The organism is Kitasatospora sp. NPDC059803 (genome assembly GCF_042732255.1).
Classification (GTDB): domain Bacteria; phylum Actinomycetota; class Actinomycetes; order Streptomycetales; family Streptomycetaceae; genus Kitasatospora.
In genome coordinates this window covers 1-11,049 of sequence record NZ_JBHWIJ010000286.1, presented here as the reverse complement: position 1 = coordinate 11,049, position 11,049 = coordinate 1, and the positions used below count along the sequence as shown (strand labels likewise).

Below are 11,049 nucleotides of genomic sequence, written 5' to 3'. Positions count from 1 at the left end.
TAGCAGGCGAGCCGGGGGGGGGGGGGGGGGGGGCCCGGCCCCCCCCCCCCCCCCGGGCGGGGGGGGCCCCCCCCCCCCGGCGCCCCCCCCCCCCCCCCCCCCCCCCCGCCGCCCCCCCCCCCCCCCGGGGCGCCCCACCCCCCAACCGCTGAGGACCCATCCACCGTGAGCATCCACCCCGTCGACTTCCACCAGGTCATCGTCACCAAGACCACCGAGTACACGCTCGCCAGGCCCGCGCTCACCTGCGAACTGCTGCGCGTCGTCCGCGCCGACCAGGTCAAGACCGGCGACCTGATCGTCTCCGCATTCCAGCCCGCCGGCGGCCGCCGCATGCCGATCGCCGACTACTTCCACGGCGGCGCCTACGTCGCCCTCCCCGCGCCGTACGACCCGAACTGCGGCTGCGGCGTGTGCGGCCTCGACGAAGTGCAGGGCCCCGAGGGCACCGTCGTCCTCACCAGCGCCGACCCCTGGCACTCCTGCGGCCCGTGGCCCGCCGACGAACCGGTCCTGATCCTCCCGTACCCCGGACAGGCGCTCACCGTCGCCAACCTCGAACGACTGGTCTGCGGGCTCCCGCTCAACCCGATCGACTTCCGCAGCCCGGCCTCCCAGCGCCACTACATGAACAACGGCTGGTACCTCACCGAAGAGGAAACCGCCGCCCTCTGACCCCCGCCGGGGGGGGGGGGGGGGCCCCCCCCCCGCGGCCGCCCGCCCGCCCCCCCCCCCCCCCCCCGCCCCCCCCCCCCCCCCCCCCCCCCCGCCCGCGGCCTCCCCCCCCAACACCATCAACACCGGGGGGAACCTCACCGACGACCAACCCGCCCCCCTACCACCCCCGCCGGTGCTGCGCCCCGCCCGACCCGGCAGGGCGCAGCACCAGGCCCGCCTCCGGGGCGCGACGCAACCCCCGGCGCCCCCGTACACCCATGCCGAGCGCCCCGGCCCCGCCGATGAGGCGATCCCGCCCCGGACCGGGCGCCCGGCCCGCACAGCAGAGAGACCACCAGCATGAACACCCACGTCATCAACGCCGCGACCACCGCGCTCGCCGACACCCACGCCCAGGACGAGCCCTACAAGGTCCGGGCCATCTACCGGGTCGGCGACGACCCCAAGCTCCGCGTGCAGCGCTGCCGGATCATCCCCGGCTACTCCACCCTCGCCGACCTCCCGGTGATGATCTCCAACCCCCGCGACTTCACCGCCGAAGCCGTACACCTCGTCGCCATCCACCACGCCCCGGAGAGCACCCGATGACCACCACCCCGGCCGCGCCCGACGCCCGCCTGAACGCCGCACTACGTGCCACCAGCGCCGAAGCCCTCGCGCTGCTCACGACCTACCGCCCCGGCCTCACCGCAGACCCCGCCCGCTCCACCCCGACCCGCACTGTGGCGACATGGGACACCGGCGAGCACAGCGGCACGATCATCGTGCACGCCGGCCTGGACGCCACGGTCGACTTCATCGGCGTCGACGCGGCCACCGCCGACCGGCTCTGCGCCGTCTTCTTCGAGGACACCGCGCACGCACACCACGACCACGGTTACGGCGACAACCCGGACCCCAGCAGCGTCCGCTACCTCACCCCCGGAACCTACGACCTGTGCCAGTTCGACGACCAGCCCGACTGTGACCTGACCGTCCACCCGGACGGCCGCCACGACCTAAGCCTCGCCGATCGCAGCATCAGCGGGGCCGCCGCGCTGCTCGCCTGCCTCGACCGGCCGGAGGCGGAACCACCCACCGCCTGCGTATGCGACCGCACCGGCCTGTGCATCTGCTGGTGCGACGACAACGCCCCGGCCTGCCCCACCTGCGGCCGCTGCCCCTGCGCCTGCCAGTGCACCACCATCGAGCAGCCGCAGCCAGCCCCCGCCTTCCACGAGACCATCACTCGCCACGGCCCCGCCCAGCGCCCGCAGACCAGGCCGCTGACCGACCCCGCCACCCGTGAACTGGTCGACCACGTCGCCCACAACCAACTCGGCATCGAGCTGTACCGCAACGGCCGGCTCACCCTGCGCTGCGTCGATCGGAAGGGTGCGCCCTCGCTGACCGCCGTGATCGAACCGGCCGCGCGGCTCCGCCGCTCCGCCAGCGCCACCGACGACCTGCGGCAGATCCGCGACAGCAGCGAGACGGCCTGCCGAGTCGACCGATCCGGCCGCCCGCGCATCGCTCTGGAGGCCACCATCATTGGGCCGAAGCAGACGGCCGTGCTCCTGGAACGGGGCCTCATCGCCACCCCCGGCACGATGGACGCGCCCGTCGAGGTGACGTTCCTCGGGCACCTCCTCCTGGCCCTACACGAGCACGACACCACCAGCACGGTCGACGGCACCACCGGCCACATCACCGTCACCTGCGCGTGCGGCTGGGCGAACGCATCCGCGTCCTCCGTCCTCTCTCACACGGCCGCCCGCGCCCACCGGGGCGCCCGTCTGGCCACCACCATCACCGTCGCCTCGTTCTAACCCCTGGACACCACCGTGAACCTGCTCGACGAGATCACCTACGACACCATCGCCCAGCACACCGGGTGCCCCGCCTACACGATCACCCCCGGCATCCCCAACGCCACCGTCGCGGCGGAGGTCTCCGCGATGCGGCTGCGCCGACTCCTGGCCGACAGCCTCGACGACGGCGGCCAAGCGGTCCTGCTGCACAACTGCGCCGTCCGCTACACCACCGGCCCCGGCCCCGACGCCCAGGAACACACCGCCACCCCCACCGACACCGACAAGCCGCTGTGCGCCGAGTGCCTGCACTGGAAGAGCGAGCACACCCACCCCTCCGACGACGAGAGCACCCCCGACTACCGCACGAGCTGCACATCGGACTTCCGCCCACTCACCAGCCCCGACCGGGTGATCTGCACCCGCTGCTCCCAGTACCGGGCCGAGCACATCGACACCGGGGTTCTCCAGCACGACTACGAAGAACTCACCGTCGCCTGCGGCAAGTTCACCACCGAAGACCGGACATAGCCCGATCGGGACAACAACCCGACCACCACCCCTGCTGCGCCCCGGTCACCCGCCGGGGCGCAGCAGTGCGTCCGCTCCCGGCGACCGGGCCCGGCGGCCCGCCGACCGGGACGCAAGCGGCCCCGGACTGCTCCCCTTGCACGGACACCGACCAGCAGGGAGCCCCCCTTTGACCGTGACCACCACCACCCCCACCACCGCCGTGACGGTGACCGCCGCCGAGCCGAAGCCCGCCCAGGCCCCCGACACCGCGCCGCTCACCCTCGGCCTGACCGTGATCGAGACGACCGTCTACGCCCTGGACGTGCCCCTGGACGAGGTCCCGATCGAGCTGATCGAGTTCTGCGACGACGAACAGCACGACCTCTCCGACGAACAGCACACCCTCGCCGGCTGGCTCAACGACTACCCCGAGCTGTGGCACGACCACCTCGACCCCGCCAAGCACACCCAGACCACCGAGAACCCCGAGGTCGTCGACGTCGACGTACGCGACTGGCCGACCAGCGGGTGACACAAGACCCCGCTGGCCTGCACTCTCCTCGTCACCTCGGGCCGCTCGTGCCCGAGGGGAACGGAGCCACCACCCTCGTGACCGCGCTGCGCACCCGCCCCCGCAACACCGGACCCACCACGGCTGTCCGCACCCTGGTCTACGCCCGGGACGGCCACCAGTGCGTACGGTGCGGCACCGGCAGCACCCTGACGATCCAGCACCGCACCAACCGGGCCATGGGCGGCAGCAGCGACCCCGCGATCAACCACCCGACGAACCTCGTCACGGCCTGCCAGGCGTGCAACATGTGGATGGAGGCGAACCCCGCCGCCTCCTACGCCGCCGGGTGGAAGGTCCGCCGTCCCACCGACCCCGCCCACGTACCCGTCCGCTACCCCACCGGCGAGCTGCGCACCCTGGAGCCCGACGGCACCAGCCGAACGCTCGGCGTGCCGGTCGTCATCACCACCCTGGCACGCCGATGACCACCTCCCTGTCTGGCCTGCCGTGTATCCGCGAAGCCCACCCGGACGGGGAATGCCCCCGGCACCAGCTCTGCCCGGTGTGCGGGGAAGCGCACAACGACTGCACGTGCCCCGACCGCCCGGCCCCGCAGGCCGGCGACCACCCGGCCCGGTAGACGGACCGCCACCCCGCTTGGAGAACCCGTTGCCCGCTGCCCGCCTCGCCGCCCGCGCCGCCGCCGCGCTCACCGTCACCGCGACCTTCGCCATCACCTCCCCACCGGCGCAGCCACTCACCGACGACCAGAGGCTCGTCGTCTCCCTCCCCGCCGCCGCAACCGCCCCCACACCCGGCTACGACCGCGCACTGTTCGGCGGATGGGAAGATCTGGACGGTGACGGCTGCAACGCCCGCCAGGCCGCGCTGCTGCGCGCCCTCACCGAGCAGGTCACCGCCCCGCAGCGACCCGCCGAATGCACGATCGTCTTGTCCGGCCGCCTCACCGACCCCTACACCGGCACCAGCGTGGTCACCGACGTCGAGCACATCGACGTCGACCACCGCGTCGCGCTCCAGGACGCCTGGGCGTCCGGTGCGAACACCTGGACTCCGGAGTGGCGCCGCGAGTTCGCCAACGACGACGACAACCTGGTTCCCACCCTGCCGTCGGTGAACCGAGCAAAGGGCGGCCGCGGCCCCGACCAGTGGAAGCCCTCGGGCGGCAAGAAGGCCGAGTGCGAGTTCGCGGCCGGTTACGCCCGGACGAAGGCCCGGTGGGAGATGGGGGTGACCGACGCACAGCGCGCGGCGCTGATGACAGCGCTAACCGGCTGCTAACCCGCGTCTCATTGCGGGTGTTACAGTTGCCGGAGTCGGTGATGGGGATGCCCCAGCCGCACACTCCACCGTGACTGTGCAGGAGTCCCCACCACCATGTCCAAGAGCACGTTCCTCTACCCCGAGCGCCCAGACTTCGCGACGATCCGTGAGGACGCCGCCAAGGAAGTCGCCACCGAACTCGGCGCGATCGCCCACCCCATGGCGCGGGCCCGACGCGCCGTCGAGATCATGGAACAAGCCGAGACGGACCGCGCCGAACACCAGACCCGACGCGACCACGCTGCCCTGTCCTTGTGGGCATACGAGGGCCACCGCACCCGAGGCCTGGAACAGAGCATGGGGTGCACCCGGATGCAGTGGACCCGCATCCAGGCCGGCGCCTTCGGCTGGAAGATCACCGGAAACACCCCGCCGCCGCCCACCCCCCCAGCAGGCCCCGACCGCATCGCAGCCGCACGTGCAGCCGGCATCGCCGAACTGCCCGTCGACAAGGCACTCGACCAGGTCGCCACGTTCGGCATGTTCACCGAGCAGGACCGGGCCCGCAACGCCGAGGCCATGAAATTCCGCGATGCCGCGATCCTCGCGCTACGCCAGCCGCCCTACCAACTGAGCCACGAGGCCATCGCCGCCCAGATCGGCATGGCCGCCACCGCCACCTCCATGACCGCCACCAAGCGGGTAACCGACGAGAACAGGGCAACCGACCTGGAGACGGCCCGCCAAGCAGCCGTCCGCCTGGTCGCCGCCGAACTCGACGGCCTCGCCCCCGCAGACCGGGCCCGCCGTGCCGCAGAGATCGCCCGCGCGGCCGCCGCAAACGTCGACGAGTACACCCAGCTGCGCCACCGCGCCGCGCTGTCGCTGTGGGCCTACGGCGGCAGCCGCATCCGCTCCATGCCCAGGGCCCTGGGCTGCACCCGCGAGGAGTGGGACAAGGTGTGGACCGCCGCCCTGGGGCATCCGGCCGACGCCGCCCAGGACCCGGAGCCGCCCCGAGCCGGCGCCGCCAGGGCCCGCCTCGCACACGAGCACGGCGTCACCGAGTTGCCCGTCGAAGACGCGCTCGCCGACCTCAAGAAGTACGAGCTGCTCATCGTGACGGCCCGCGCCCGCCACGACGAGGCACAGCGCGCCCACGACCAGGCGGCCGGCCAGGTGTAACGCTTCCGGGCCAACCGTCGTACACCTGATTGTGAGGCGCTCCTCCACAGCCCTCACACCCCTGCTGCTCCCAGGCCACCGCATCCCGGCCTGGGAGCAGCAGCATATTCGGCACCACCTGCTACAGCCGGGAGATCAGCAGCGCGGCCGGCAGAAGTCCGAGCAGCACGTGCGCAGCCTGATCGACATGTAGGGCCCCGTCCCGCTGGTAGTAGCCGCGTTGACCGGTGTGCTCCATCCATCACTTCACCATGCGGCGGCGGTCGATCGCGCTGTGGCTGATCCCTACCCAGGCGAGTCCGAAGGCCTCCGCCGTCAGCGTGGGGTGAAGGTCAGGTTCGGCGAGTCCGACCAGCCAGAGCACCACCGCGGTGATCGCCACGTGGGTGAAGGCGTGTGTCAGGTTCGCGACCCACCCTTGAAGAGTCCGGTCCGCTTTGTGCGAGGCCTGATGATCGGTCTGGCCGGGAAAGTCCGCTGCCCAATGGCAGGTCAGCAGGACGATGAAGATGCTCGGGAACATACGTCGCTCCTTGTGCGTGGGGAGGTCGGTCGGCCGTCGACGGCCCGGGCAGTCGGCGGCCGCTCGGACATGGCGAAGGACCGCCCCGGATGGGACGGCCCTGCCGGACAGGTATTCACGGGACCCGGTGATGCTGGATCGCACAACCAGGCGTTGAACTGCGCGCACGTGCTCGGACAGCGGGACACAAGGCGCGTCCGACGGTCACAGTGCCCGCCATGCCGACCACCGCCGCGCCGCCGCGCACCACCACCGCTGACGTCCTGGCGGAAGCAGGGCGCAGCAGCGGCCAGGGCGTGAGGTCGAAGGACGCCGCCAACGTCGCCGACCTGTTGCTGCGCGCACCCGTGGCAGCCCGCCGGGCCACGGTGAAGACCCTCGGGGCCAGGGAGCTCGGCTACGTCGTCCGGGAAGTTCGCCGCGAGCAGGGCACCCTCTACGGCCTGTGGGCCGACACCCCGTCAGGGTTCACCGAGGACGTCCTCGGAGAGACGATCTGGTCGAAGCAGCGGGACGTCCTGGACGCGGTGGTCAACCACAAGCGGGTGGCCGTCCCGGCCGGGTTCGGCGTCGGCAAGACGTGGTTGGCCGGCCGCCTGGTCGCGTGGATGGGCTGCGTCAACCCGCCCGGCACGGCCGTGATCGTGACCACGGCGACGCGCTTTCGGCAGGTCCGCAACCAGTTGTGGCCGCACATCAGGAAGACGATCGCGCGGGGCAAACTCCCGGGTTGGTGCGACACCGTCCAGTGGAAGATTCCGGACCTCTACGGCAACGCGGTGGTGGTCGCCTACGGATTCACGGCGCCGGAAAACGACGAGGCCGCGATGCAGGGCATCCACGGGACGCCGAAGTTGCTCATCGTGGTGGACGAAGCCGGCGGTATCGCCCGCACCATCGGCAACGGCACCAACAACCTGTTGACGGGCGACGCCCGGATGCTGGCCATCGGCAACCCCCCGGCCGACGACCCGCGGAGCTGGTTCGAGCTGCTCTGCGGCGAAGGCGACGACCCCGAGGAGCCGACCACCACGACGATCCCGATCCGGGTCCTCGACTCGCCGGCCATCACCCTGGAACGCGTCCCGTACTGCCGGGACTGCCCACCCGGCGGCGCCAAGCACTCCCTCGCCGAACACCTGCCGAACATGGACTGGGTGTCGCGCACCGTGCGCGAGTACGGCGAGGACCACCCCTACGTCCAGGCCAAGGTCTACGCCCGCTTCCCCAGGGGCGGCAGCTCCAAGGCCATTCCGTTGGCCTGGATCGAAGCCGCCCAGGACACCGACGACCCCGAAGGACCTGACTGGGTCCGCCCCGCGGACCTGGGTCTCGTCGGAGAGACTGCCACCCACACGGTGCGCCGCGGTTCCTGGGTCCGGCTCGGCGTTGACGTCGCAGCGGACGGCGGCGACGAGGTGACGATCTATCGGGTCGTCGGCGACGCCCTGGAGCAGCGACACGCCTCCAGCGGCCAGATCAACCTGAACCAGGTCGACGTCGCCGAGCGGGTCGAAGCGGAGATCCTCCGGGCGCAGCGCCTGGCGGCCGCGCTCGGCACCCGGGCCCCGGTCCGGGTCAAGGTCGACCGCAACGGCCTGGGCCACGGCGTCACCAGCATGCTCGAACGCTGGGGCGAGGACGGCCGGCACCAGGCGGAGATTGTCGGCGTGATGGTGTCCGAGAACATCGACCCCGAGCGCGACGACCCGGCCCAGCTGATGCGTCCCTACCGCAAGCGGGACGAGATGTGGCTCGCTGGCCGCGCGCTGCTGCAGCCCGACCCGGCTACCGGCCAGGGCCGGCTGCGCCTGCGCGTCGACCACGCCTGCGCCGTCCAACTCTCCTCGCCGAACATGTCCACCAACAGCAACGGCGCCGTCGTCATCGAGTCGAAGAAGAGCATGAAGGCCCGAGGGGTCTCCAGCCCGGACCGCGCCGACGGCGCGCTCATGGCGGTCTACGAACCCGAGGACCTGTTCAGCCACCGCCGCATGGGCCTCATCGCCTAGGTGCGACGGTCCGCTACTCGGAGATCAGGGCAAGGTAGGCCCCGAGTGCTTGTCTAAGCTCCGCGTCTGCTCCATCAGCCGCCTGGGGGTGCCCGGCTTGTGGGTCACCCCCAGGGTCGTGATCTTGGCTCAGCTCGCGGTCGGGAGGTCGCAGACCATGACGGCGTAGAGCGGGGAGTCGATGAAGGGGCGGTTCTCACCAACCTTGCGGTAGCCCCAGGACTCGTACAGCGCCTGGAGCCTGGGACGGACGGTGTCGACGGTCAGCACGGCCATCTCCTCGGTCCGGTCGGCCAGCAGCGCCTGGTGGAGTCGCGGGGAGATGCCCTGCTTCCGCCAGGCGGGGCGCAGCATCAGCTCGGACACGCCGAAGGTCTCGGTTCGTTCGGGCGCGGGCATGTGGTCGCGCCACCACTCCTTCCCTTCGGTGAGCGGGGCGCCGTAGGAGAAGCCGATCGGCTCGTCGTCGTCGTAGGCCACGACGCAGGTGAACCCTGACTTGGAGCTCCAGTGGTCGACGAACCAGGGGAAGCGTTGCACGAACTCTTCGTGGCGTCGGTCGTGGTACGCCTCGTCGTGGACGTCCAGCAGCAGCTGGCGCAGGCCCTCGGGCAGGTTGCCCTGGTCGAAGCGGAGGATCTTTATCACGGTCGGCGGCTCTCCTCGATGTTGCGGATAGTCTCTCGCCATTCCAGCGTCTCGCGGGAGTCGGGCGCCACCTTGATCAGGCCACGATGGAAGTCGCCGAGCAGGGAGCGCAGGCGGCCCGGCAACGGATCGCTGCCCATCAGGCCATGGGCCTGAACCGCCGTCGCACAAGCCGCTTCGATCTCCTCCTGATGGAGCTGGGCAAGCGCCATTCTGGCCATCACCATCGCGATGTTCCGCCGGAAGCGGGCCGGTGTGCCGGCCAGCGAGCGATGGCACGCGCTCTCGGCCTGGGCATACTCGCCGAGGTGCTCGTGGATGATCCCGGTCAAGCCGTGTAGTTCCGGGGCACCGAAGAACGCAGTCCAGGACGGGCGGGGCGCCTCGTCACCAACACGGGCGAGGGCGTCGTTCGCGTGCCCGAGGGAGCGTAGGGCCGCCTGCCGGTCGTGGAGGGCGGCGTGGCCGACCGCGACCCGCACGTGGGCGAGAGCGGCGAAGAACGGGTCGCGCCTGACGACGCCACACGACTGCGCGGCCTGAGCGGCGGCCAGGGCAAGCGGGTATCGGCGCTGCTGGTAGGCCATCAACGCGGTCGCGTTCCACAGTCGAAACTGGCCGGTGCTGTCGCCGGCCAGTCCTGCCAGAGCCAGCGCCCGGTCCAGGTACGGCTGAGCCTGATCGAACCTGCGGGCGTCCACGCACGACCACGCGGCGGTGGCGGTGTAGTCCGCGGTAACCGCGTACAGCGCGCTGCGCACTCGCTGGCTGGCCGGGCGTTCCTGGAGCCGGGTCGCGGCTTCGGCGCCGGCCAGCGCGGCGCGTTCCAGCTCTTGGTGGCCGCCGCGTTCGTTGTCCAGTTCGGCGAGCGCCCGAAGGCCGGCCCTGAGCCGGTCGACGTCGGAGGTGCTGACGCCGCTGGGCCGTGAGGACAGCCCGGGGATGCCAGCCGCGGCAGCGGCAGCTGGTGCGATGGAGAGGAATTGTCGGCGGAGCACGCGGGCCTCCGGCGGGTCGGGGCGCTTAGCGCCCGGGCGGGGTGTGAAGCCGAGCTCTTCGCTCGTACACCCGAATACTGCCTCTAACGCGGCGCGGGTCTTCGTCTGGGGCGAGCGCGTTTTTCCGGTCAGCAGGTTGTGGACCATGCGTTCGCTGAACGTGCCCAACGCGCCGCTGTGTGCAGCGACGTGGTCGTTCATCAGCCTGACCAGGTCGACCTGCAGCAGTCCTTGCTCGGCCATCCGCTGCCGCAGTAGAAGGTTCTCCCCCATGCACTCACCGTAGCGCTGTCGTCACCTGTGGCGCTGCCGCTCTAGCGAAACACCGAAGCAGATTTTCCGGTCCCTCGCGAGTGGAAGCCCCGGACTTTTTCCTGTTCTGCCCGGTACAGAAGGTCGTTCACTGGGTGTCAGCCGCCACGATCAGCGGCACCCCGAGCGAGTGAAGGCACCCCCCAATGGAGCCGAGACCACGCACCACCAAGTTCACGTTCCCCGCAGAGCGGGAGCGTGTACGCGACGTTCGCCGCTGGGCGCGGAAGGCACTGACTGGACTTGGCCTGGACCCGGACGAGGAGCAGTTGGCCGAGGTGCCGCTGGTGCTGTCCGAACTCGGTGGCAACGCCATCGTGCACGGCTGCGGGGGCGACCGTCCAGACGTGATGCTGACTGCCGGCCTGTCGCTGTTGCCCAGCGGCGGGCTGCGGGTGGAGGTCACGGACCCGAGCACAGTGCGGCCCGAGCCTCGGGACGTGGACGGGGACGCCACCAGCGGACGGGGCCTCATTCTCGTCATCACCTACGCCGACCGGTTCGGTGTCGACGACCTTGGGCCGGATGGCAAGTGCGTTTGGGCCGAGGTCGACCTCGGAGCCGCGCCGCAGGCCGCCGGGCGTACAGACAC

At 71.3% G+C, this 11,049-nt stretch carries 13 protein-coding genes; 10 read left to right on the top strand and 3 right to left on the bottom strand.

Features of this window, described 5'->3' with window-relative positions:
• Positions 1–165 precede the first annotated feature (165 nt).
• The 8 genes from ACFV6I_RS32145 (at position 166) to ACFV6I_RS32110 (ending at position 5,964) form a co-directional block, all read left to right on the top strand.
• On the top strand, positions 166–675 hold the full coding sequence (locus ACFV6I_RS32145) for a hypothetical protein (RefSeq protein WP_063353101.1): 510 nt from the start codon (positions 166–168) through the stop codon (positions 673–675).
• A 342-nt stretch (positions 676–1,017) separates the two neighbouring features.
• Entirely contained in the window at positions 1,018–1,266 is a 249-nt protein-coding gene (locus ACFV6I_RS32140; RefSeq protein WP_063353100.1) for a hypothetical protein, read from the top strand.
• Entirely contained in the window at positions 1,263–2,486 is a 1,224-nt protein-coding gene (locus tag ACFV6I_RS32135) for a hypothetical protein (protein WP_380429117.1), read from the top strand. Before ACFV6I_RS32140 ends, ACFV6I_RS32135 begins: the two co-directional genes overlap by 4 nt.
• A gap of 15 nt (positions 2,487–2,501) precedes the next feature.
• Positions 2,502–2,999 carry a hypothetical protein gene (locus ACFV6I_RS32130; protein WP_063353098.1) on the top strand — a complete coding sequence of 166 codons (498 nt, stop codon included), beginning with the start codon at positions 2,502–2,504 and terminating at the stop codon, positions 2,997–2,999.
• Positions 3,000–3,174: 175 nt separating this feature from the next.
• Positions 3,175–3,513 carry a hypothetical protein gene (locus ACFV6I_RS32125; RefSeq protein WP_159398769.1) on the top strand — a complete coding sequence of 113 codons (339 nt, stop codon included), beginning with the start codon at positions 3,175–3,177 and terminating at the stop codon, positions 3,511–3,513.
• 47 nt (positions 3,514–3,560) lie between these two features.
• A complete protein-coding gene (locus tag ACFV6I_RS32120; RefSeq protein WP_159398768.1) occupies positions 3,561–3,980 on the top strand; it encodes an HNH endonuclease in 420 nt (139 codons plus the stop codon).
• Between the two features lie 184 nt (positions 3,981–4,164).
• Positions 4,165–4,797 carry a DUF1524 domain-containing protein gene (locus tag ACFV6I_RS32115; protein WP_063353095.1) on the top strand — a complete coding sequence of 211 codons (633 nt, stop codon included), beginning with the start codon at positions 4,165–4,167 and terminating at the stop codon, positions 4,795–4,797.
• A 96-nt stretch (positions 4,798–4,893) separates the two neighbouring features.
• The gene (locus ACFV6I_RS32110) at positions 4,894–5,964 is read left to right on the top strand and encodes a hypothetical protein (RefSeq protein ID WP_063353094.1); all 1,071 of its coding nucleotides are present in this window, start codon (positions 4,894–4,896) and stop codon (positions 5,962–5,964) included.
• A gap of 241 nt (positions 5,965–6,205) precedes the next feature.
• Here ACFV6I_RS32110 and ACFV6I_RS32105 read toward each other — a convergent pair whose 3' ends face one another.
• Entirely contained in the window at positions 6,206–6,487 is a 282-nt protein-coding gene (locus ACFV6I_RS32105) for a DUF3307 domain-containing protein (RefSeq protein WP_079136674.1), read from the bottom strand.
• Between the two features lie 218 nt (positions 6,488–6,705).
• Here ACFV6I_RS32105 and ACFV6I_RS32100 point away from each other — a divergent pair, with 218 nt between their 5' ends.
• Positions 6,706–8,499 carry a hypothetical protein gene (locus tag ACFV6I_RS32100; RefSeq protein ID WP_063353093.1) on the top strand — a complete coding sequence of 598 codons (1,794 nt, stop codon included), beginning with the start codon at positions 6,706–6,708 and terminating at the stop codon, positions 8,497–8,499.
• 129 nt (positions 8,500–8,628) lie between these two features.
• On the opposite strand, the gene ACFV6I_RS32095 is transcribed toward ACFV6I_RS32100, so the two are convergent.
• Both ACFV6I_RS32095 and ACFV6I_RS32090 read right to left on the bottom strand, forming a co-directional pair.
• Positions 8,629–9,189 carry a GNAT family N-acetyltransferase gene (locus ACFV6I_RS32095; protein WP_063353092.1) on the bottom strand — a complete coding sequence of 187 codons (561 nt, stop codon included), beginning with the start codon at positions 9,187–9,189 and terminating at the stop codon, positions 8,629–8,631.
• Entirely contained in the window at positions 9,144–10,418 is a 1,275-nt protein-coding gene (locus tag ACFV6I_RS32090) for a hypothetical protein (RefSeq protein WP_063353091.1), read from the bottom strand. Before ACFV6I_RS32090 ends, ACFV6I_RS32095 begins: the two co-directional genes overlap by 46 nt.
• 185 nt (positions 10,419–10,603) lie before the next feature.
• Between ACFV6I_RS32090 and ACFV6I_RS32085 the strand changes: the two genes are divergently transcribed.
• On the top strand, positions 10,604–11,049 hold a 446-nt coding region (locus tag ACFV6I_RS32085), incomplete at its 3' end, for an ATP-binding protein (RefSeq protein WP_380429111.1).

Coding starts and splice junctions, on each gene's coding strand:
- ACFV6I_RS32140 (WP_063353100.1), top strand. CDS start 1,018: ATGAACACCCACGTCATCAACGCCGCGACCACCGCGCTCGCCGACACC.
- ACFV6I_RS32090 (WP_063353091.1), bottom strand. CDS start 10,418: ATGGGGGAGAACCTTCTACTGCGGCAGCGGATGGCCGAGCAAGGACTG.
- ACFV6I_RS32100 (WP_063353093.1), top strand. CDS start 6,706: ATGCCGACCACCGCCGCGCCGCCGCGCACCACCACCGCTGACGTCCTG.
- ACFV6I_RS32105 (WP_079136674.1), bottom strand. CDS start 6,487: ATGTTCCCGAGCATCTTCATCGTCCTGCTGACCTGCCATTGGGCAGCG.
- ACFV6I_RS32095 (WP_063353092.1), bottom strand. CDS start 9,189: ATGGCGAGAGACTATCCGCAACATCGAGGAGAGCCGCCGACCGTGATA.
- ACFV6I_RS32135 (WP_380429117.1), top strand. CDS start 1,263: ATGACCACCACCCCGGCCGCGCCCGACGCCCGCCTGAACGCCGCACTA.
- ACFV6I_RS32110 (WP_063353094.1), top strand. CDS start 4,894: ATGTCCAAGAGCACGTTCCTCTACCCCGAGCGCCCAGACTTCGCGACG.